General features: G+C 63.6%; 18 protein-coding genes. 11 read left to right on the forward strand and 7 right to left on the reverse strand.

From position 1 onward, the window contains the following. The 7 genes from B5G40_RS17005 to B5G40_RS15760 all read left to right on the forward strand — a co-directional run. The coding region (locus B5G40_RS17005; protein ID WP_087400562.1) for a hypothetical protein at positions 1-665 on the forward strand (665 nt) is incomplete at its 5' end. Then, positions 652-2,010 (forward strand): 23S rRNA (uracil(1939)-C(5))-methyltransferase RlmD, encoded by a 1,359-nt coding sequence (gene rlmD, locus B5G40_RS15735; RefSeq protein WP_087400564.1) that lies wholly within the window; start codon positions 652-654, stop codon positions 2,008-2,010. The genes B5G40_RS17005 and rlmD, both read left to right, overlap by 14 nt. Before the next feature lie 94 nt (positions 2,011-2,104). Continuing rightward, positions 2,105-3,001 carry an ADP-ribosylglycohydrolase family protein gene (locus B5G40_RS15740; RefSeq protein WP_087400566.1) on the forward strand — a complete coding sequence of 299 codons (897 nt, stop codon included), beginning with the start codon at positions 2,105-2,107 and terminating at the stop codon, positions 2,999-3,001. Positions 3,002-3,034: 33 nt separating this feature from the next. After that, complete coding sequence (locus B5G40_RS15745; protein ID WP_087400568.1) at positions 3,035-3,688, forward strand: DUF1847 domain-containing protein; 654 nt, start codon at positions 3,035-3,037, stop codon at positions 3,686-3,688. A 109-nt stretch (positions 3,689-3,797) separates the two neighbouring features. Further along, on the forward strand, positions 3,798-5,162 hold the full coding sequence (locus tag B5G40_RS15750; protein WP_087400570.1) for an MATE family efflux transporter: 1,365 nt from the start codon (positions 3,798-3,800) through the stop codon (positions 5,160-5,162). 174 nt (positions 5,163-5,336) lie between these two features. Then, positions 5,337-5,603 (forward strand): 30S ribosomal protein S15, encoded by a 267-nt coding sequence (rpsO, locus tag B5G40_RS15755; RefSeq protein WP_087188508.1) that lies wholly within the window; start codon positions 5,337-5,339, stop codon positions 5,601-5,603. Positions 5,604-5,777: 174 nt separating this feature from the next. Then, positions 5,778-7,928: a polyribonucleotide nucleotidyltransferase gene (locus B5G40_RS15760; protein WP_087400572.1), complete on the forward strand. Its 2,151-nt coding sequence runs from the start codon at positions 5,778-5,780 to the stop codon at positions 7,926-7,928. 81 nt (positions 7,929-8,009) lie between these two features. Here B5G40_RS15760 and ftsH read toward each other — a convergent pair whose 3' ends face one another. Beyond that, complete coding sequence (ftsH, locus tag B5G40_RS15765; RefSeq protein ID WP_087400574.1) at positions 8,010-9,893, reverse strand: ATP-dependent zinc metalloprotease FtsH; 1,884 nt, start codon at positions 9,891-9,893, stop codon at positions 8,010-8,012. 210 nt (positions 9,894-10,103) lie between these two features. On the opposite strand from ftsH, the gene B5G40_RS15770 reads away from it, so the two are divergent. Beyond that, a complete protein-coding gene (locus B5G40_RS15770) occupies positions 10,104-10,583 on the forward strand; it encodes an SLOG family protein (RefSeq protein WP_343286739.1) in 480 nt (159 codons plus the stop codon). Here B5G40_RS15770 and B5G40_RS15775 read toward each other — a convergent pair. Next, positions 10,570-11,940: a penicillin-binding transpeptidase domain-containing protein gene (locus tag B5G40_RS15775; protein ID WP_087400576.1), complete on the reverse strand. Its 1,371-nt coding sequence runs from the start codon at positions 11,938-11,940 to the stop codon at positions 10,570-10,572. The two genes, B5G40_RS15770 and B5G40_RS15775, sit on opposite strands and share 14 nt — an antisense overlap. Next, complete coding sequence (locus tag B5G40_RS15780; protein ID WP_087400578.1) at positions 11,927-13,717, reverse strand: FtsW/RodA/SpoVE family cell cycle protein; 1,791 nt, start codon at positions 13,715-13,717, stop codon at positions 11,927-11,929. The genes B5G40_RS15775 and B5G40_RS15780 overlap by 14 nt, the downstream gene beginning before the upstream one ends. A gap of 211 nt (positions 13,718-13,928) precedes the next feature. On the opposite strand from B5G40_RS15780, the gene yedF reads away from it, so the two are divergent. Together yedF and B5G40_RS15790 are read left to right on the forward strand one after the other, a co-directional pair. After that, positions 13,929-14,525, forward strand: a complete 597-nt coding sequence (yedF, locus tag B5G40_RS15785; protein WP_087272505.1) for a sulfurtransferase-like selenium metabolism protein YedF — start codon at positions 13,929-13,931, stop codon at positions 14,523-14,525. Continuing rightward, positions 14,525-14,782: a DUF3343 domain-containing protein gene (locus B5G40_RS15790; RefSeq protein ID WP_087391135.1), complete on the forward strand. Its 258-nt coding sequence runs from the start codon at positions 14,525-14,527 to the stop codon at positions 14,780-14,782. Before yedF ends, B5G40_RS15790 begins: the two co-directional genes overlap by 1 nt. Positions 14,783-14,841: 59 nt before the next feature. Here B5G40_RS15790 and B5G40_RS15795 read toward each other — a convergent pair whose 3' ends face one another. Continuing rightward, positions 14,842-18,513 (reverse strand): phosphoribosylformylglycinamidine synthase, encoded by a 3,672-nt coding sequence (locus B5G40_RS15795; protein ID WP_087400580.1) that lies wholly within the window; start codon positions 18,511-18,513, stop codon positions 14,842-14,844. A 360-nt stretch (positions 18,514-18,873) separates the two neighbouring features. Here B5G40_RS15795 and B5G40_RS15800 point away from each other — a divergent pair, with 360 nt between their 5' ends. Next, a complete protein-coding gene (locus B5G40_RS15800) occupies positions 18,874-19,620 on the forward strand; it encodes a zinc ribbon domain-containing protein (protein WP_087331361.1) in 747 nt (248 codons plus the stop codon). Between the two features lie 260 nt (positions 19,621-19,880). On the opposite strand, the gene B5G40_RS15805 is transcribed toward B5G40_RS15800, so the two are convergent. The 3 genes from B5G40_RS15805 to B5G40_RS15815 all read right to left on the reverse strand — a co-directional run. Then, positions 19,881-20,741, reverse strand: coding sequence for a DUF3298 and DUF4163 domain-containing protein (locus B5G40_RS15805; protein ID WP_087400581.1), 861 nt, complete (start codon positions 20,739-20,741; stop codon positions 19,881-19,883). Further along, entirely contained in the window at positions 20,738-21,229 is a 492-nt protein-coding gene (locus B5G40_RS15810; protein WP_087331365.1) for an RNA polymerase sigma factor, read from the reverse strand. Before B5G40_RS15810 ends, B5G40_RS15805 begins: the two co-directional genes overlap by 4 nt. An 18-nt stretch (positions 21,230-21,247) precedes the next feature. After that, on the reverse strand, positions 21,248-21,945 hold a 698-nt coding region (locus tag B5G40_RS15815; protein WP_087400583.1), incomplete at its 5' end, for a GDSL-type esterase/lipase family protein.

Genomic DNA, 21,945 nt, shown 5'->3' on the forward strand with positions numbered 1-21,945 from the left:
CCCCCACCCCCGAACCGCCCCAGTGGGGGGAGCAGGTCTTTACCCAGACCTATACCGCCGGGGACGGCACCCAGGTCATGACGGTGCGCTATACCCTGCCCATGGTGCAGAATACCGACACCTGCCCTGCCGGCGATGTGATCAACGACTGGTACAAGGCCGACGGCGCCAGCCGCATGGAGAGCGCCGAGGCCAACTATGAGCAGGTGGTGGCGGACTACGACGTGTCCAAGGCCGCCGGCTTCTCCTTTACGCCGGTCACCGAGGAGATGAGCTATGAGGTGGTGCTCTCCACCGATCAGGTCATCAGCATCCGCCGCACCTGGTACATCAACAGCGGGGCGGCTTACCCCACCGTGTTTGAGCTGGGGGAGAACTTTGATCCCCAGACCGGCATCAAGCTGACCTTTACCGACTTCTTTACCGACGCCCAGGCCGTGCAGGACCGGGTGGTGAAGGCCTTCCTGGCCAGCCCGGAGCTGTCCGCCGGGGAGTTCACCCAGGCGGCTGTGACGGCGGCCTACCAGCCGGAGCAGTTCTGCCTTACCTCCGACGGCTATGTGTTCTGGATTCAGGGCAACACCCTGACCGGCATCCACTCCCCGGTGGAGGTCACCATTCCCTATGATACGCTGAAGGACGTGAGTATGTATGCAGCCCAATAAGCATCTGGAAGGCCATACCTATCCCCTGCGCATCGAGGGCTACAGCAGCGACGGCGCCGGCGTGGCCCGGCTGGACGGCATGGTGGTGTTCGTCCAGGGCGGTGTCCGGGGCGAGCTGTGCCAGGTGCGGCTCACCCACGTGGGCCGCTCCGCCCTGTGGGGCGTGGTGCGGGAGGTCACCGAACCCTCCCCTGCCCGGATTACCCCCGACTGTCCCTATTACGACCGCTGTGGCGGCTGCGCCTTCCGGCACATCACCTACGCCGAGGAGCTGGAGGCCAAGCGCACCCGGGTGGAGGACTGCCTCCGCCGTCTGGGGGGCGCGGATATCCATGTGACGGAAATTCTGGGGGCCGCCCGGCCTGACCGCTACCGCAACAAGGCCCAGTTCCCCGTCGCCCCCGGCCCCCGCATCGGATTCTACCAGTCCCGCACCCACAAGGTGGTGGACGTGAAAGACTGCCTGCTCCAGAGCGAGGCGGCCGCCCGCCTGCGGGGGGCGGTGAAGGACTGGATGATGGAGTATTCCATCCCGGCCTACAATGAGAAGGCCCGCTCCGGCCTGGTGCGCCATGTGTATGTCCGCACCAACCGCCGGGGGGAGAGCCTGTGCTGCCTGCTGGTCAACGGCGTGGGGGTCCCCCGGGAGAGCGAGCTGGTGCGCGCTCTCCGGACGGCCGAGCCCGGCCTGGTGGGCATCGTGCTGGGGGTCAACAAGAGCCATACCAACGTGATTTTGGGGGACTCTTACCGCACCCTGTGGGGACAGGACTTCCTGTCCGATACCCTGTGCGGCTCCGACTTCCGCCTGTCCGTCCCCTCCTTCTATCAGGTCAATCCCGACCAGACCGAGGTGCTCTACGGCAAGGCGGTGGAGCTGGCTCAGCTCACCGGCACCGAGACCGTGCTGGACCTGTACTGCGGCATCGGCACCATTTCCCTGGTGATGGCCCGGCAGGCGGGCAGGGTGTGGGGGGCCGAGGTGGTGCCTCAGGCGGTGGACGACGCCATTCAGAACGCCCGCCGCAGCGGCATTGAAAACGCCCGGTTCCTGTGCGCCGACGCCGGCGAAGCCGCCCGGCAGCTGGCCCGGGAGGGGGTGCGCCCCGACGTGATCTGTGTGGACCCGCCCCGGAAGGGGCTGGCGGAGGACGTGGTGGCCACCATTGCCCAGATGGCCCCACAGCGGGTGGTCTATGTGTCCTGCGACCCGGCCACCCTGGGCCGGGATGTGAAGCGGTTCACCGCCCTTGGGTACAAGCTGGACACCGCCACCGCCGTGGACCTCTTCCCCCGCACGGTCCATGTGGAGACCGCCGCCCGGCTGGTGCGGGACGGCCTGTAAGCCGCCCAGACCCAGGATGTCGCCTGGTATGCGACCCGCCGCACCTTAAGGTGCGGTATACTCTCACCATCAAGTTTGATTGGGAGGTATCCCTATGTATGGTGCGTTCATCGGCGATATCGTCGGCTCCAAATACGAATTCAACAACATTAAGACAAAGGATTTCCCGCTGTTTTCGCCGGGCTGCGATTATACGGACGACTCCATTATGACCGCCGCCGTGGCCCAGGCCATCCTGTGTACCGCCCGGGAGGACTGCGGGGACTTTTCCCGGGTGCTGGTGGAGACTATGCAGGACTTTGGCCGCAGATATCCCCATCCCACCGGCGCCTACGGCGGACGCTTTGCCGACTGGCTCCGCCGGGAGAACCCTGCGCCCTACGGCAGCTACGGCAATGGCTCCGCCATGCGGGTCTCCCCCTGTGCCCTGGCGGCGGTGACACTGGAGGAGGCGCTGGAGCTGGCCCGGGTCAGCGCCGCCGTCACCCACGACCACCCGGAGGGGATCAAAGGTGCGGAGGCGGTGGCCGCCGCCCTCTTCCTGGCCAAGACGGGGGCCTCCAAAGAGGAGATCCGGCAGTATGTGGCCGAGCATTTTTATTCCCTGGACTTTACCCTGGATTCCATCCGGGCAGACTACCACTTTGACGTGTCCTGTCAGGGCTCGGTGCCCCAGGCCATCGTGGCATTTCTGGAGTCCGCCGACTTTGAGGACGCGGTCCGGGGCGCCGTCTCCATCGGCGGCGACTGCGACACCACCGGAGCCATGGCCGGTTCCATCGCCTGGACCTACTACACCGTGGAGGCCGGTGGAACGGAGGCCTGGGTCCAGGGCCGTATCCCTCCCGCCATGGAGGAGATCCGTGCCCAGGCGGACAGCCTTCTCCCCCAGGAATTCATCGGCATCGCCGGCGCTTTTCATCAGCTGTGCCGCCGCCGGTGGGAGGATTGGCGGAGCAGCGGTGCCTGCGCCTCCATTCTGCTGCCCTGACGGGCAGTCTGTATCCAGGAAAGAAGGATCATTATGGAAGAAAACGCCTGTACACGCAGCTGCATTGACTGCGGTTCCGCCGCCTGCAACGATTTGAATCACTCCGACGCGTTTCCCCCTTTCTGCTTGTCCAAAAATCTGGAGCAGAAGGTGCTGGACGAGGCGGTGGCCTGCTATCAGGAGGAGGACAACCACGCCGCCATGGTAGCGGCGGCTGAGGTGGAGTGCCAGCACTACTGCCAGTATACCCGGGTCCAGGAGATCGTGGAATTTGCCAAAAAGCTGGGCTTTCACAAGATCGGCATCGCCACCTGTGTGGGCCTGCTCCACGAGTCCCGCATCCTGGCCCGCATCCTCCGCTCCCACGGCTTTGAGGTGTTCGGCATGGGGTGCAAGGCGGGCATGGTGAAGAAGGCGGATCTGGGCATTCCTGCCGAGTGTAACGCGGTGGGAGCCAACGCCTGCAACCCCATCTTTCAGGCCAAAATGCTCAACGCCGTGGGGACTCAGCTCAATATCGTGGTGGGTCTGTGCGTGGGCCACGACAGCCTGTTCTACAAATACTCCGACGCTCTGGTCACCACCCTGGTGGCCAAGGACCGGGTGCTGGGCCACAACCCCGCGGCCGCCCTGTACAACGCCGAGTCCTACTACAAGGCCAAGGTGTTTGGGCCGGAACAACCGTAAAGCCCGAGGGGACGGCATTTGCCGTCCCCCTTGCCTTTTGCCTCCAAACCGTGTACAATCCTCTTGCGGCTCTGGCCGCATCAGTTTACTTTTTCTGGAGGGATCTGTCATGCGGCTGGCCCGTCCGGTGGGCGATATTACCCAGGGCGTGATCTGGAAACAACTGTTAACTTTATTCGTGCCCCTGTGGTTTGGTACCTTCTTCCAACAGCTGTACAATACGGTGGACACGGTGGTGGTGGGGCGGTTTGTAGGCAAGGTTGCCCTGGCCGCCGTGGGCTCTACCGGCGTCATCGTCAACCTTACTGTGGGCATCTTCACCGGCCTGGCCGCCGGAGCGGTGGTGGTTATCGCCCAGCGCTACGGCGCCCGTATGGGGGAGGAAGTCCACAAGAGCGTCCACACCGCCATGCTGCTGTCGGTGATCATCGGCGCGGTCTTTATGGTGGCGGGCTTTGTGCTCACCCCCTGGGCGCTCCGGGCCATGGATACCACCGCCGACGCCCTGCCCGGGGCTATCCTCTATCAGCGGGTGTACTTCCTGGGCATGATCCCCAACGTGATTTATAATATGGGCACCGGCGTGCTCCGGGCGGTGGGCGACTCCAAGCGTCCCCTGTACTTCCTCATTGCCGCCTCTCTGTGCAACATCGTGCTGGATCTGCTGCTGGTGGTGGTCGTTCCTCTGGGGGTGCTGGGTGTGGCCATTGCCACCGTGGCTTCCCAGGTGCTGTCGGCGGTGCTGGTGGTGATCTCCCTGATGCGCGCCCAGGGCGCCCCCTTCCAGCTCTTCCCCAGCCAGCTCAAGCTCCACCGCCAGCCCATGTCGGCTATTATGAAGGTAGGCGTGCCCACCGCCCTCCAGTCGGTGATGTACTCCGCCTCCAATATTGTCATTCAGTCCTGCATCAACTCCTTTGACACCGACGCGGTGGCCGCCTGGACGGCTTACGGCAAGATGGACATCCTGTTCTGGATGACCATCACTGCCCTGTCCCAGGCCCTCACCACCTTCGCCGGGCAGAACTACGGGGCGGGCAAATACGACCGGCTGAAAAAGAGCGTAAAAATCTCGGTGGGCATGAGCGCCATCATCACCATCGCCATGAGCGCCTTCCTGGTGCTGCTGGCCCGGCCCATCCTGTCCATCTTTACCCCCGACCCCGACGTGCTGGAGATCGGCGTGGAGATGGTAGTCTTCCTGGCTCCCTGCTATGTCACCTATATTCTGGTGGAGCTGCTGCCCGGCGCCATCCGGGGAGCGGGCAAGTCCCTGGTGCCCATGCTCATCTCGGTGTTCGGCGTGTGCGGCCTGCGGCTGCTGTGGCTCTTCCTGGTGGTGCCCCGGTACCATACCATCGTCATGGTGGAGGCCAGCTACCCCATCACCTGGCTCACCACCTCGGTGGCCCTGCTGATCTATTATAAATTCGGCAAGTGGCTGAAGGAGCCGGAGGCGGCTTTGTACCGCTGAAAAAAGCAAAAAAAGCCCCCAAATTTTCCGAATGAATCCTTTACAATGGGGCCAGACTATGATAAAATACCTAAGTCTGTGAACAGACGGTATTTACCCCGGACTTCGTCTCCCGGCTTACACCGGCCGGTCACGCAGCCCGCGGGCACATTGATTGAAAGGTGGAACCTAACCATGATCCGTAAGGACGAAAAGACTGCTGTTATCGAAGCCAACCGCACTCATCCCACTGACACCGGCTCTCCCGAGGTGCAGATCGCCATTCTGACTGCCCGCATCCAGGAGCTGACCGAGCACCTGAAGATCCACAAGCACGACAACCACAGCCGCCGCGGCCTGCTGAAGATGGTCGGTAAGCGCCGCAAGATGCTGGACTACCTGATGGCCAAGGACATCGAGCGCTATCGTGCCATCATTGCCAAGCTGGGCATCCGTAAGTAATTATGTATTGAATAGGGGTGGCGCGGACCTCCGTGCCACCCCTTCTTCCCACTCCTCAGAGCATACTTTTAGCAGTTGAATCTGGGCCTGACGGCCTGCGGACCCGGATTCAAGTGCTAAAAGAGTCAGGCTCTGACGGGTGGGGAAACACCAATGAAAAGGAGGATTTTCCCCATGTCAACCGTGATCAAGCACAAGGAATTCACCAACCGTCATGTGTACAAGACTGAGGTGGCGGGCCGTCCCCTGACCATCGACGTGGGCAAGGTGGCCGAGCTGGCTACCGCGTCCGCCATGGTCACCTACGGCGAGACCACCGTGCTGGTGGCTGTCACTGTGTCCCCCCGTCCCCGGGACGGCGTGGACTTCTTCCCCCTGAGCGTGGACTTCGAGGAGAAGCTGTACGCTGTGGGCCGCATCCCCGGCTCCTTCATGCGCCGTGAGGGTCAGCCCTCCCTGCCCGCCGTGCTGGCCAGCCGCGTCATCGACCGGTCCATCCGGCCCCTCTTCCCCTACGACTTCCGCAACGACGTGGTGGTCACCGCCACCGTCATGAGCGTGGACCGGGACTGCTCTCCCGAGGTTACCGCCATGATCGGCGTGTCCGCCTGCCTGGCCTTCTCCCCCATTCCCTGGGCCGGCCCCATCGGCTGCCTGGAGGTGGGCTATGTGGACGGTCAGATCGTCATGAACCCCACCAACGAGCAGAAGCACAACTCCCAGCTGGACCTCACCGTGGCCGCCACCGACAAGAAGGTCATCATGATCGAGGCCGGCGCCAAGGAGCTGCCCGACGACATCATGTATGATGCCATCGTCAAGGCCCACGAGGAGATCCGCGCCCAGGTGGCCTTTATCAACCAGATCGTGGCTGAGATCGGCAAGGAGAAGATGACCTACGATCACGCCGACTTCGATCAGGAGCTGTTCGACAAGATCGTGGAGGCCACCATGGACGAGGCCAAGGCCGCCATGGACACCGACGACAAGAACGTGCGTGAGGAGCGTTGGAACGCCCTTATCGAGCACTGGCATGAGCTCTTCCTGGAGGACTATCCCGAAATGGACAAGTACCTGGAGGAGATCACCTACAAGTTCCAGAAGAAGATCGTCAAGGCCTGGCTGCTGGAGGGCCACCGCGTGGACGGCCGCGCCAAGAACGAGATCCGTCCCCTGGCCGCCGAGGTTGGCGTGCTGCCCCGTGTTCACGGCTCCGGCCTGTTCACCCGCGGTCAGACCCAGGTTCTGTCTATCTGCACCCTGAACACCCTCTCCGCCGCCCAGAAGCTGGATACCATCTGGGAGGAAGAGGAGAAGCGGTATATGCACCACTACAACTTCCCCGCCTACTCCACCGGCGAGGCCCGTGCCGCCCGGTCCACCAACCGGCGTGAGAAGGGCCACGGCGCTCTGGCCGAGCGTGCTCTGGAGCCCGTCATCCCCTCCGTGGAGGACTTCCCCTACGCCATCCGCGTGGTGAGCGAGGTGCTGAGTTCCAACGGCTCCACCTCTCAGGGCTCCATCTGCGGCTCCACTCTGGCTCTGATGGATGCTGGCGTGCCCATTTCCGCCCCCGTGGCCGGCATCTCCTGCGGCCTGATCCAGGACGATGACGGCGGCTTCACCACCTTCATCGACATCCAGGGCGTGGAGGACTTCCACGGCGAGATGGACTTCAAGGTGGCCGGCACCAAGGCCGGTATCACCGCCATCCAGATGGACATCAAGAACGACGGCCTGTCCCATGAGATCATCAAGGAAGCTCTGGCCATTACCAAGGACGCCCGTTACGCCATCCTGGACGAGATCATGCTGCCCTGCATCTCCAAGCCCCGTGAGGACGTGGCCGACACCGCCCCCAAGATGGTGAAGATGAAGATCGACGTGGACAAGATCCGCGAGGTCATCGGCTCCGGCGGCAAGGTGATTCAGAAGATCTGTGCCGACACCGGCGCCAAGATCGACATCGAGGACGACGGCACCATCTACATTGCCGGTACCGACAAGGCCTCCTGCGACGCCGCCAAGAAGACCATCGAGACCATCGTGTTTGTGCCCGAGGTGGGCCAGCTGTACTACGGCAAGGTGGTCCGCATCCTGCAGTTCGGCGCTTTCGTGGAGCTGGCTCCCGGCAAGGACGGCATGGTCCACATCTCCAAGCTGGCCGACCGCCGGGTGGAGAAGGTGGAGGACGTGGTCAACATCGGCGATATGATCTGGGTCAAGGTCACCGATATCGACGAGAAGGGCCGTGTCAACCTGTCCTACCGCGACGCCCTCAAGGAGATCAAGGCCAAGAAGGCCGCCGGCGAGCCCATTAAGTAAATCCGGATATGATAAAATCCCCGCTGCCACATTGGCAGCGGGGATTTTATGTTTGAATTTTGTGGGTTTGGTGGCAGAGGCTTATCCCTGCTTCAGCAGGTCCATGAACTCATCGCCGGTGATAGTCTCCTTCTCCAGCAGGTAGCCCGCCAGCTTCCGCAGCTGGTCCTCGTGGTCCTTCAGCAGGGCCAGGGCCTTCTGGTGAGCCGCCTTCACGGTGGCCACCACCTGCTTGTCGATCTCAGCCGCCGTCTCAGCGGAGCAGGCCAGGGAGGTGTCGCCCCCCAGGTACTGGTTCTGTACCGTCTCCAGGGCCACCATGTCGAACTGGTCCGTCATGCCGTACCGGGTGATCATGGCCCGGGCCAGCTTGGTGGCCTGCTCGATGTCGTTGGAGGCGCCGGTGGTCACGTTATCCGCGCCGAAGATGAGCTCCTCGGCGGCCCGGCCGCCGGTGAGGGTGGCGATCTTGTTCACCAGTTCCGCCCGGCTCATGAGGTTGCGCTCCCCCTCGTCCACCTGCATGGTGTAGCCCAGGGCTCCCGAGGTGCGGGGGATGATGGTGATCTTGGCCACCGGGGCGGAGTGGGTCTGGAGGGCGGCCACCAGGGCGTGGCCCACCTCATGGAAGGACACCAGCTGCTTCTCCTGGGAAGAGATGACGGCGTTCTTCCGCTGGGCGCCGGCGATGACGGTCTCCACGCTCTCCTCCAGGTCGGCCTGGGTCACCGTCCGGCGGCCCTGCCGCACCGCCCGGAGGGCGGCCTCGTTAACGATGTTGGCCAGCTCCGCGCCGGAGGCCCCGGCGGTGGCCCGGGCGATGGCGCTCCAGTCCACATCGGCGTCGATGTGGACGTGCCTGCCGTGGACCTTCAGAATGGCCTCACGGCCCTGGAGGTCGGGCAGCTCCACCGGCACCCGCCGGTCAAACCGGCCGGGCCGCATGAGGGCGGGGTCCAGGCTCTCCGGCCGGTTGGTGGCGGCCAGCAGCACCACGCCCTTACTGGAGTCAAAGCCGTCCATCTCGGCCAGCAGCTGGTTCAGGGTCTGCTCCCGCTCATCGTTGCCGCCGTAGCCGCCGGCGTCACGCTTCTTGCCGATGGCGTCGATCTCGTCAATAAACACGATGCAGGGGGCCTTCTCCCCCGCCTGCTTGAACAGGTCCCGCACCTTGGCAGCCCCCATGCCCACGAACATCTCCACAAACTCCGAGCCGGAGATGGAGAAGAAGGGCACCTTGGCCTCCCCTGCCACCGCCTTGGCCAGCAGGGTCTTGCCGGTGCCGGGAGGGCCCACCAGCAGCACGCCCTTGGGCAGCTTGGCGCCAATGGCGGCGTACTTGTCCGGCTCGTGGAGGAAGTCCACCACCTCCATCAGGGCCTCCTTGGCCTCATCCTGGCCCGCCACGTCGGTAAAGGACACGCCGGTGGAGGCCTCCTCCACATAGACCTTGGCGTTGGCCTTGCCAAAGGTCATGGCATTGCCCATGCCGCCGGGCAGATTGTTGCCCAGCCGCTTCATCATGAAGCGGGAGAGCAGCTGCCCAATGAGGATAAAGAAGAAAATGGGCAGAATCCAGCTGACCAGGAAGGCCAGAAGGGGGTTGGCCTGGGTGGGGATCTCGGCGCTGAACACGATATCCGGGTCCTCCCGCAGCTGGTTCAGCAGTCGCTGGCCGTCGTCCGGCCAGATGCCGGTCTTGTAATAGCTCAGCTTTTCGGCATCATCGACGGCGATAAAGACGATCTGCCGGTTGTCCTCATCCAGGGCAACTTCTTTTACCTGATCGTCATCCACCATGGTCAGGAACTGGCTGTAGGGCACCTCGATCACCTGCCGCTCCAGCACCGAGGGGAAGAAAAAGACGTTGAGGAGCATCAGGGCCACCAGGGCCAGAGCATAGTAGAAAATCAGTGGTTTTTTGGGTGGGCTGGGATTTTTCCCGTCCTCTTTGACCTCTTGCATGGTTGAATCCTCCAATGTCCGAAGAATATTTTCTGTGCTAAATAAATAATAGAGTTTTGAGCCTCAAAGTCAAGAGGATTCCCCAAGGTTTTACACATTATTCACATACGGTGTGGAAAAGTTCAGGGCGCTGCCTTTTGGCAGCGCCCTGAATGCGACAAAATTCGTCCTTTGCCCCGGCCTATACTGGGGAAAAAGGGGGGACTGGGTATGACCATGCGGGAACAGACCTGCTGCTTCACCGGCCACCGGGACATTCCTTCCACACAGCGGCGGGTGCTGGTGGAAAACCTGGAGGAGACGGTGCGGCAGCTCATTGGCCGGGGGATTCGGTACTTTGGTGCGGGAGGGGCTCTGGGGTTCGATACCCTGGCGGCTCGGACCGTGCTGGGGCTTTTGGGGGAATTCCCCCATATCCGACTGATTTTGGTGCTGCCCTGCCCCGACCAGACCAGAGGCTGGCGGGAGGCGGATGTGGCGGAGTATGAACGCATCAAGGCCGCTGCCCACAAGGTGGTGTATACCGCCGGCCGGTACACGCCGGGATGTATGCACAAACGCAACCGGCATCTGGTGGATCACAGCGGGGTGTGCGTGGCCTGGTGCACCCGGGATACCGGCGGCACCGCTTATACGGTCAACTACGCCCGGCAGCAGGGGCTGGAGGTGCTGCTGCTCAATAGCCGTTGACCAGGGCGTCCAGCACCTGAGCAGCCACGGAACCGGCCACGTCGGCGCCCGAGCCGCCGTTCTCCACCAGCACCACAAAGGCGTAGGGGGCGTCCTCATTGCGGAGGAAGCCGGCAAACCAGGCGTGGGGGGAGTTGCCGCCTCCCACCTCGGCGGTACCGCTCTTGGCGCAGATGTCCATATTGGGGAACCGGCCGGAGCCGTAGGCGTCGATGACGTTGCGGGACATGATGTCCGCCAGGGTGGCGGCGGTGGAGGACTCAATGAGGGTGCCCGTCTTGCTGGTCCACTGGGGCAGAGAAGGCAGGCCCAGGGGATTTTCCACCTTGAGGATGAGCCGGGGCACGGCGGCCTTGCCGCCGTTGGCGATGGCACCCATGTAGGTCATAATGGCGCAGGGGTTGGCCAGGTCGTTGTACTGGCCCACGCCGGCCCAGGCCAGCTGGCCGGTGGTGCCGGTGAAGTCAAACCGCCCGGCGGCGGAGGACAGGCCGCTGACCTTATAGGAGGAGGTGAGCCCCGCCTTCTGGGTATACTGGGCCATGACCTCCGGTCCCAGCTCGGCGGCCAGCTGGCCGAACACCCCGTTGCAGGAGTTGGCCAGGGCGTCATAGATGTCCATCTCCCCATGGGCGTGGGGGCAGGTGATGGCCTCGCCCCCCACCTCAGTGGAGCCGGTACAGGTCCATCTCCGGTCAAAGAGGTCGGGGATGTTTTCAATGGCGGCGGCCAGAGTCACCGTCTTGAGCACCGAGCCCGGCGGGAAAGTGCCGGAGAGGAAGCGGTTTAAATACACGCCGTCATAGGCGGGATTGTCCTCCACATCCTCCGGCGGGTCCAGAGGGTCGTAGGTGGGGGAGGACACCATGCACAGAATTTCTCCCGTCTCATAGTTGTACACACCCACCGCGCCCTTGCGGCCCCCCAGGGCCTGGAGGGCGATGTAGTTGAGCCGGGCGTCCAGAGTGAGGTACAGATCGTTGCCGTTGCCCAGGGGGGAGTAGGCCCCGGTGAACAGATTATAGCCCGACAGCTGGCTGGCAAAGGCGGTGAGGGCGCCGGTGCCGATCTTGCCCTGGGCGTCACCCACGGCGTGGAGGGTGGCCTTGCGGACGATGGCGTTTTCGTAGTAGTGGCGTTTCCCCTCCTCGTCGGCCCAGGACAGCACGTCCCCGTCCCGGTCCAGCACCCGGCCCACCGACAGCTGGCCCTGGCTGTTGTACAGGTGGCGGTTGGCGGCAAAGGAGGCCCAGCGGTTGCCGTAGAGCACATAGCGCACCACATAGAAGCCCAGCCCCAGCACCAGGGCGGCGGCCAGGATCAGGCAGAGGAAGGCCCGTTTTTCAATCTTCTTCATAGCGGCCCTCCCACTGCTCGTTGCGTTTCATGGACAGCTGGGCGTTCTGCCGGTCCTCCTTGCGGGAGGGCAGGCGGATGGCGAAGCTGGCATTCTGACGGGTATCGGTGGCCTTCAGGTAGGCCAGCAGCCCCCAGGAGGCGATCATGGCGGTGCCGCCGTTGGACACGAAGGGGAAGGTGACGCCGGTGAGGGGCAGAATGTCCACCGCGCCGAACACGTTGAGGCAGGTCTGGAACACCATCATGGAGGTGGCGGCGCAGGCGGCGATGATATAGAAGGAGGACCGGCCCGCCCGGCAGGCCCGGACGGCAAACACCGCCAGAGTGACGATGGACAGGATGGCCAGAATGGCAATAATGAGGCCCCACTCCTCGCACAGCATACCGAACACCAGGTCGGTGTCACCGGCGCCCACGTTGTGGAGCCAGCCCTCGCCGGGGCCAACCCCCACCAGACCGCCGGAGGCGGCGGCCGACATGGTACGGGTCTGCTGGTAGCCGCTGCCCACCGAGGCGTTCTCCCAGGCGTGGCCCCAGGTGGCAAAGCGGCTCATGATGTAGGGCTTTACCGACAGCATGGTGAGTACGGCGAACACGCCGCCGCCGCAGATGAGGGCCAGGGTGGCCCAGTCGCCGGAGCGGAGGTAGGCGATGACCAGGAAGGTGACGAAAAAGATGGCGGCGGTGCCGAAGTCGCTCATATAGGCCAGGCAGGCCAGGCACACGCCGGTGAGTACGATGAACAGGCCCAGGTTCCGCTTGCGGAAGAGCCGCTCCAGGGTGGCGGCTCCGGCGAAGATATAGCAGATCTTGGCAATCTCCGAGGGCTGCACGCTGATGCCGCCGATGGAGATCCAGTTGGCCGCGCCGTACTTGGGATCGGCCAGCCCCAGCTTGTAGAGCACCACCGTCAGGCTGAGAAAGCCGATGGCCGCCCCCGCCATGAGCCAGCGGATTTTCTTGGCCCGGTCCAGGTCCCGGAGAAAGACGCCCAGGATGAGGAAGAGGACCAGCCCCAGCACCACGCACAAAAACTGCTTGAACAGGGCCCCTGTGTTGGAGGAGCAGGTCACCGACAGGGACAGGGTGGACAGGAAGAAGGCGATGGTCTCCATCTCAAAGCCCACCCGCCGCATGGCCCGCAGCACCAGGAAGTAGAGCCACATGACCCCGGTAAAGCACAGGAAGGTGATGGGGATCATGGGGGAGGCGTCGGGGCCCTCGCTGATGATGAGCTGGATGGCGGTGAGCACCTGGAACACGGTGAGCAGCACCAGGCCCAGCCAGGGGGAAACAGGGCGGGACCGGCGGCGGCTGTTCCGGCGCTTGGCCTTCTCCTCGGGGGAGAGGGGGAGGAGTACCGTCTCCACCCCGCCCACCGCCAGCACATCGCCGTATTGGACGGGAGTGGCGTCGTGAACCGGCTTGCCGTTGACGGTGACGCCGCCCTTGGAGTTTAAGTCGTAGGCGGTCCAGGTGTCGTTTTCGTTGCGGATGAGGGCGGCGTGCTGCCGTGATACCACCGGGTAGTTGAGCACCACGTCGCAGTTGCTTGCCCGGCCCAGGATGTTCTCCCAGTGGGTGAGGGGCTGGTTGGCCCCGTTGGGCAGGGTGAGGTAGGCCCACACCTCGGGCAGACAGGGCACCGTCAGCAGGGAGCGGATGGTGCGGATGAGGATGAGCAGGGCCAGCACGGGAAAGACAAAGCGTACAATGGAGGTAAACCAGGCGCACAGCACCTCGTTTTCCGTCAGCCAGCCGGTGAGAAGCTCCATACCGCCCACCTCCTTTCGCGTTGGATAATTTCAGTGCCCGGCAAAGTCTCCGGGCCCCTACAGTATAGCACAACTTCTCCCGCCGAAAAAGCACAAGGGCCGTCCGGCGGTGGATTTTAAAGAATTTTTCACATTTTCCACCGGTTTTCCACCACTTGCGGCGGGGAAGATACGGGGGTATAATGAAGAAAAAACGCAGGAGGACAACAACATGGCACACATTGTAGACGCCAAGGGCAAGCCCTGTCCCACCCCCGTGATCCTGGCCAAGGGGGCCATGGCCCAGGGGCACACCGCCTTTACCGTCCTGGTGGACAACCCCACCGCCGTGGAGAATTTGAAGCGGCTGGGGGACAACCAGGGCTTTGAAGTAGCCGTCCGAGAGGAGGGCGGTACCTACGCTCTGGACTTTACCAAGGGAGAGGGATGCTCCGCCTGTGAGGAGGCCGTCAACTCCCCCCTGCCCGCCGGAGGAGACTGGGCGGTGTTCGTGGGCCGGGACATCATCGGCGACGGGGACCGGGAGCTGGGCACCAACCTGATGCGGATGTTCTTCTACACCCTGGCTCAGGGGGAGGACAAGCCGGGTGCGGTGCTGTTCATGAACGCCGGGGTCAAGCTGCCCACCCTGGACGGGCAGGTGGCGGACCACCTGAAAGCCCTCAGCGACAGCGGAACGGAGATTCTGGTGTGCGGCACCTGCCTCAACTTCTACGGCCTCACCGATCAGCTGAAGGTGGGCGCTGTCAGCAATATGTACGACATCGTCACCCGGATGCAGAAGGCGGGCAAGGTGATCTCCCTGTGATGGACTATGGGGTCATCACCTTTACCTCCACCTACGGGGCCATTTACGCCCAAAAAGTGCTGAAAGAGGTGGCGCCCGTCCAGGTCATGCCGGTGCTGCGGGAGATCTCCCTGGGCTGCGGCATTGCCGTCCGGTTCCGGCCGGAGGACCTGGAGGGGGTAAAATCCGCTCTGGCCGCCTCCACCCTGAAAGAGGGGGAGTACGCCTTCTACGCCGTCACCGGCAGCGGAAAGGATCTGACCGCGCAGCCCCTGTAAGCCGCAAGATACAAAATCAGCCCCCCGCCGCTGGCGGGGGGCTGATTTGTTTTGTTGCTTTACTTGAAGTACTCCGCACCGCTCTCCAGCAGGGGCTGATACTTGTTGCCGGGGATGTTGCGGGCAACGTGGTCGCCCCGCCGCTCGGAGTGACCCATCTTGCCGAACACCCGGCCGTCGGGGGAGAAGATGCCCTCGATGGCATACAGGGAGCCGTTGGGGTTCACGTCGATGTCCATAGAGGGAACCCCGCTCTGGTCCACATACTGGGTGGCCACCTGGCCATTGGCAATGAGCTGGTCCAGCACATTCTGGGGGGCCACGAAGCGGCCCTCGCCGTGGGAGATGGGGATGGCGTGGAGGTCGCCCACGTTGGATTTCAGCATCCAGGGGGAGTTGACGGAGGCCACCCGGGTGGTGACATACCGGCTCTGGTGGCGGCCGATCAGGTTGTAGGTCAGGGTGGGGCAGTTCTCGTCCATGTCCCGGATCTCACCGTAGGGCACCAGGCCCAGCTTGACCAGGGCCTGGAAGCCGTTGCAGATGCCCAGCATCAGGCCGTCCCGGTTCTTCAGCAGGTCGTGGACCGCGTCAGTGATAGTGGGATTGCGGAAGAAGGAGCAGATGAACTTGGCGGAGCCGTCGGGCTCGTCACCGCCGGAGAAGCCGCCGGGGATAAAGACGATCTGGGCCTTGCGGATGGCGCTCTCCAGGGCCGCGGTGGACTGGAGCAGGTCGTCGGCGGTCAGATTGCGGATGTTCACGGTCTCGGCGTCCATGCCCGCCCGCAGGCAGGCCCGGACGGAGTCATACTCGCAGTTGGTGCCGGGGAATACGGGAATGACCACCCGGGGCCGGGCCATCTTGGACTTGCACACGGCGGGGGAGCGCTTATCCCAGGAAATGGCCTCCACCGGAGCGGCCTTGCCCGCCCGGGTGGGGTACACGTCCTCCAGCACGCTCTCGTTGAGGGCGAGCAGCTCGCTGATGGAGGCGGAATCGCCGTTGACGCTGATGACGGCCTCGGCGGTGGTGTGGCCGATGAGCAGGCCGCCGTCACATTCCTCAGTGAGCTGGGCCACAATGGCGCCGGGCATGGGGGTATCCCAGTCCAGATCGGTGTCCACGGAGGTGAAGCCGATGGAATTGCCGAAGGCCATGTTCATGACGGCTTCGCCCAGACCGTTCTCCACCGCCCAGGCCGCCTCCACCTTGCCCGCCTGATGGAGGGCGTGGAAGGCGCTCCAGGCGGACTTGCTGTCCTCAGAGGCAAAGAGGTACACCGGCTTGCCTGCCGTCTTGAACTCGGGGGAGAGCACATCCTGGGCCTTCACCGGGGCAATGGCGAAGGAGATGAGGGTGGGGGGCACGTCCAGGTCCAGGAAGGAGCCGGACATGGAGTCCTTGCCGCCGATGGCGGCGGCCCCCAGCTCCAGCTGGGCGTCCAGAGCGCCCAGCAGGGCGGCGAAGGGCTTGCCCCACCGCTGAGGGTCGGTCCGCAGCTTCTCAAAGAACTCCTGGAGGGTCAGATAGGCCTTCTCATAGTCCGCGCCCGCCGCCACCAGCTTGGCCACCGAGGTGTACACCGCGCTGTGAGCGCCGGCGTAGGGGTTGGCGGACAGCTGGTCGGGATCGCAGCCCCAGGCCATGACGCTGGCCTGATCGGTCTCCTGGTTGGGCTCCACGGGGAAGAGGGCGGCCATGGCCTGGGCGGGGGTGCGCTGGCTCTTGCCGCCGAAGGGCATGAGCACGCTGCCCGCGCCGATGGAGCCGTCGAACCGCTCGGTGAGGCCACGGTGGGAGGCGGACTTCAGGCTGGCGGCCATCTCCCGCAGGGTGCGGAACTTCTTCTCACTCTGGGAGGCGGCGGCCTTTTCATCCACCTGAACGGAGGCGTGCTTCACCGCGCCGTTGGTGTTGAGGAAGGCACGGGACAGGTTGGCCACGGTCTGGCCCCGCCAGGTCATGACCATGCGGGGGGATTCGGTGACAGTAGCCACCTGATAGGCCTCCAGGTTTTCGCTGGCGGCAAAGTTCATCAGAGTCTGGGCGTCCTCGGGGGCCACCACCACAGCCATACGCTCCTGGGATTCGGAGATGGCAAGCTCAGTGCCATCCAGACCGTCATACTTCTTGCGGACGGCGTCCAGGTCGATGGACAGGCCGTCGGCCAGCTCGCCGATGGCGACCGATACGCCGCCGGCGCCAAAGTCATTGCACCGCTTGATGAGGCGGGTCACGTTGGGGTTGCGGAAGAGCCGCTGGATCTTGCGCTCCTCGGGGGCGTTGCCCTTCTGGACCTCGGAGGCCATGGTGTCCAGGGAGGACAGGTTGTGGCTCTTGGAGGAGCCGGTGGCGCCGCCGATGCCGTCCCGGCCGGTGCGGCCGCCCAGCAGGATGACCACGTCGCCGGGGGCGGGGGTCTCACGGCGGACATGGTCGGCGGGAGCCGCGCCCACCACCGCGCCGCACTCCAGATGCTTGGCGATGTAGCCCTCGTGGTACAGCTCGGCCACATGGCCGGTGGCCAGGCCGATCTGGTTGCCGTAGGAGGAGTAGCCGGCGGCGGCGGTCTGGGCGATCTTGCGCTGGGGCAGCTTGCCCTCCAGGGTCTCGCTCACCGGCACCCGGGGGTCGCCGCAGCCGGTGAGGCGCATGGCCTGATGGACATACACACGGCCGGACAGGGGGTCCCGGATGCAGCCGCCGATACAGGTGGCCGCGCCGCCGAAGGGCTCAATCTCGGTGGGGTGGTTGTGGGTCTCGTTCTTGAACATGAGCAGCCAGTCCTGCTCCTTGCCGTCCACCTGAGCGGGGACGTGGATGGAGCAGGCGTTGATCTCCTCGCTCTGGTCCAGCTCGGGGAGCAGGCCCCGCTTCTTCAGGGTCTTGGCGCCGATGGTGGCAATGTCCATCAGGGTCTGGGGGCGCTTGGCGGCCTTCTCCTCGCCGTACACCTCCACACGGGCGGCCAGGTAGCGGTCGTAGGCCGCCTTGACGGCGGGATCGGTGATGTCCACGCTGTCCAGATGGGTGGAGAAGGTGGTGTGGCGGCAGTGATCGGACCAGTAGGTGTCCACCACCCGCACCTCGGTGAGGGTGGGGTCCCGCTTCTCCTCGTCCTTAAAATAGGCCTGGAGGAAGGTCAGGTCCGCCAGGTCCATGGCCAGGCCGTACTGGTTGAGCAGGGCCTCCAGGCCCGCCTGATCCAGAGCGGTGAAACCTTCCAGCACCGGCACATCAGCGGGCTCGGGGTACTGCTGGATCAAAGTCTCAGGCTTGTCCAGGGCGGCCTCCCGGCTCTCCACCGGGTTGATGAGATAACCCTTGGCGCGGGCCAGGTCGTCCTGGGACAGATCACCGGCCAGTACATAGACGGTGGCAGCCCGGACGGTGGGCCGCTCGCCGCCGGTGAGCATCTGGATGCACTGGGCGCAGGAGTCGGCCCGCTGGTCGTACTGGCCCGGCAGGGCCTCCACCGCCAGCAGAGCGCCCTGGGTCTCCGGCATGGTTTCGTCCCACAGCTGGTCCACCTGCGGCTCGGACAGGATGGTGGTGCGGGCGGCCTCATAGGCGCTCTGCTCCACGCCCTCCACGTCGTAGCGGCGGATGACCCGCACGCCGGTGAGGCCGCTGAGCCCCAGGGTGCCCTTCAGCTCTCCCAGCAGATGGCCGGCCTCCACGTCAAAGCCCGGCTTTTTTTCCACATAACAGCGAAATACCTTCCCCATATGTACCTCCCTTAAAACTTCCCGCGGATGGAGAGACTCCATCCTGCCCCGCGGGTGCCGCCTGTGCAACGGACGGCGCGCAAATGGCCCGGTCAGCGCCTTTTTCTGGTCTGCCGGGAATGTCTCTGACATAACTATAGCACGGGGGACCGGCCTGCGGCAATAGGCAAACCGACAGAGAAAACCGGGGGGAAGTCAACAATTTCTTTTCCATCGATTTACTTTTTTCTTCAGCTGTGTTATAATCTCGACAATCCGGTTCCATGTTCAAGAGAACCGGTATGCTCCGTCCTGGGGAGACGGAGCGACAGATTGTGCGGCAGAACCCGTTTTGCCGCCACTGAGAAGGAGTGTTGTGTAATGTTCTGTCCCAAGTGCGGGAAGGAGATCCCTGACGGTTCCGCATTTTGTTCTTCCTGCGGCACCAATGTGAACACCATGGGCGGCCCCAGCGGCGCTGCCAAGCCCTCTGCGGCGGGCGCAGCCTTCAGCGGCCTGGGCGGCTTCCTGAAGGGCTATTTTGCTTCCCCTGTTCAGGCCACCCGGGATACCCTGGCCAAGGGTGACCTGGCTACCCCCCTGATCCTGATGGGCGCGCAGCTCATCGCCTGCATCCTGATGCTCCTGGGCTTCTGCCTGAAGCTGCAGATGATGTCCTACGGCTACCTGGAAGTGCCCTTCCAGTTCTGGTTCTTCGGCGGCCTGCTGGGCGATGCCATTGGCGTCATCATCTTTGTGGCTCTGCTCTTTGGCGGCGCCAAGATCCTCAAGTCCGGCTGCACCTTCCAGGATGCGCTGATGGCCTGCGGCTGTCACTCTATTTTCATCACCATCCTGATGGTCATCACTTTCCTGTGCTTCCTGATCTCCCTGGAGCTGGGCGCCTGGCTGTTCATCATCACCATGATCCTGTGGGTGGCCCTGGGCGTGTCCTCCTTCCAGATGATCGCTCCTGAGATGGAGTCCGGCAAGTCCTGGCTGATCTATCTGGCTGTGGTGGCGATCACCATCATCCTGACTCTGCTCATCGTGGGCAACGGCCTGCTCCCCGCTCTGGCCGGTTCCAGCTCCGGTCTGACCAGCAGCCTCTTCGGCTCCATGTTCTGATCCGTCCATACAGACAAAACACCGGGCGCGCTGCCATGCAGCGTGCCCGGTGTTTCTTTGCCCAACAAAGGGCCTGTTGCAAAATAGCTGTTTTGCACAAACCTGTCATTGCGAGCCAGTGCGCACACTGGCGTGGCAATCCGTTTCCCCGGCAAAAGGGGCGGATTCCCACGAAAAACGGCCGCCCGGTGGGCGGCCGTTTTTCTCGGAATGACGGGTCTTTGTACGAGCTGCACATTTTGCAGCAGGCCCTTTGTTCTTCACTTGGTTTCAGGCAGAGGGATGCGGAACTCCTGGGCGCCCATATAGCCGGGGGCGATCTCGTATTTTTCGAAAAAGACCACCGGGGTGCCGTCGGCGTCCAGATAGAAGGATTGATCGCCGGCGATGGATTCAAAGCCTCCCTCCCCCTGGAGGAAGTAGAGGTTATCCGGGTCCTGACTGCGGCGGTCGATCTCGGCGGAAATCACGGAATTGGCAATCTCCTTGTAGTCGGGGCCCAGCAGATCCCGGAGGGTGATCTCCCGCCCGGCCTGGAGGTCAATGTTGTAGGTGTAATATTCGGTGTAGGCGCTGGCCAGAGTTTCGGTTTTGGTGATGACAAAGGAGAGGTAGCGGTCGTTCTGGCACTTGATCTCGTAGTCCACGCTGATGACGATGGGCATAAAGTCGTCGGGGTTGCCGCCGGTGGCCACATAGGCCTCCCTGGTGTCCCGGGCCCGATCCTCCGCCTCCTGGAGGATCTGATCGATGCGGGTGGAGATCTCGGTATTGACCCGCTGCTCCAGATCGGTGTCGCCGGCCAGGTCCAGGGCGGGCAGGCGCACGTCAATGAGATGGTCCCGGTCCTCCACAGTGTACTGGGTGACGGTGAATACCCGGGCCAGATCGCCCAGTACCGGCACGTCGGCCACGGCCTGGGCAAAGGTAGGGTTGACGTTGACCAGCAGCACAAAGCAGGCGCAGGCGGCCAGTCCGGCGGACAGGCTCCGCCGCAGGCCACGGTGCTGCCGCCGCTTCTTCTCCCCCGCCCGCAGGGCGGAGGCAACGGCGAATTCCAGTTCCGGGGGTGTATCGGTGTTCCGGTACTGCTGCCTGGCCTCTTTCCACAGATCCTTCATGTGGTTACCTCCTCTCCGGTGAGATCCCGCAGCTTGCGCAGGCTTTTGTACAGGCGGGATTTGACGGTGTTCAGGTTGGTGCCGGTGATGCGTGCGATCTCCTCCAGCTTCATGTCCTCAAAAAAGCGCAGTTTGATGATGGCCTGCTCCTTGGGGTCCAGCCGGTCGATAGCGGCGTACAGGTCCAGCCGCTCCGCCGGATCGCTGGCGGGGGCGGGCCCGTCAGCCACCGACTCCTCCAGGGGGACCAGCCGCTTGCTGCGGCGGTAGTGGTTCATGCTCTCGTTGAGCAGGATGCGGTAAAACCAGGTTTTCAGGTACTCCGGCTGCCGGAGGGAATCCGACTTGGACAGGGCCCGGACGATGCTCTCCTGGACCACATCCAGGGCAGCGTCCCGATTTTTGACATAGCTGAACGCCAGGCGGTAGAAATCCTCCTGGTGGGCAATGATATACTCGTTCAGCTGCTGCCGGATGTTGTTGTCCAATGCCGGGGTACGCTCCTTTTATTGGGCCGCTGTCTGGCCCGCTTGATAGGCCTCCGGGGTAACGGTGTGGCACATGAGATATTCCAGCCACTTCTGATACCAGGCCTTGGTGAAATGGACCCCGTCCACGGTGGCCTCGGCGGGCAGAATGCCGTTTTCGTCACTGAGGGCGGTCTTGACATCCACCAGGGCTACCTGGCACTCCTCCGCCAGCTTGGGGAACACGCCGTTGAAGTCGGCCACCCGGTCGTTGTTCACATAGGAGGGCTGGTTCTTCTGGGCGCAGATCTCCGGGTTGACGGGCACCAGATTCTGCAGGTAGATAATGGCGTCGGGCTGGGCGGACTTGACCTCCTCCAGGAAGGACTTGAAGGCCTTATAGAAGCTGTCGGTGCCGGGATAGCCCAGCTCATTGACGCCCAGGGAGATGTAGATCTTCTTGTACTGGGGGCCCTTCTCCAGAGCCTCCACCACGGTGTACTTGCCGCCGTTCATCTCCACCACCTGGCGCTTGCTCATGTCGAAGATGTTCAGACCCTTGTAGCAGTAGAAGGTGGCGCCTTTGATGCCGCTGTAGATCTGCAGGCCGTCGGTGCGGGAGTCGCCGATGAACAGGGCGTCGGAGAAGTAGTCCATCTCCACCGGCTCAGACTGGGGCACCGGCTGGGTGAAGTCAAAGGCGGCCGCGGGAGAGGGCACGGGGGTGGCGGTGGGGG

The sequence above is a fragment of the Flavonifractor sp. An9 genome (assembly GCF_002161245.1).
Taxonomy (GTDB): domain Bacteria; phylum Bacillota; class Clostridia; order Oscillospirales; family Oscillospiraceae; genus Flavonifractor; species Flavonifractor avicola.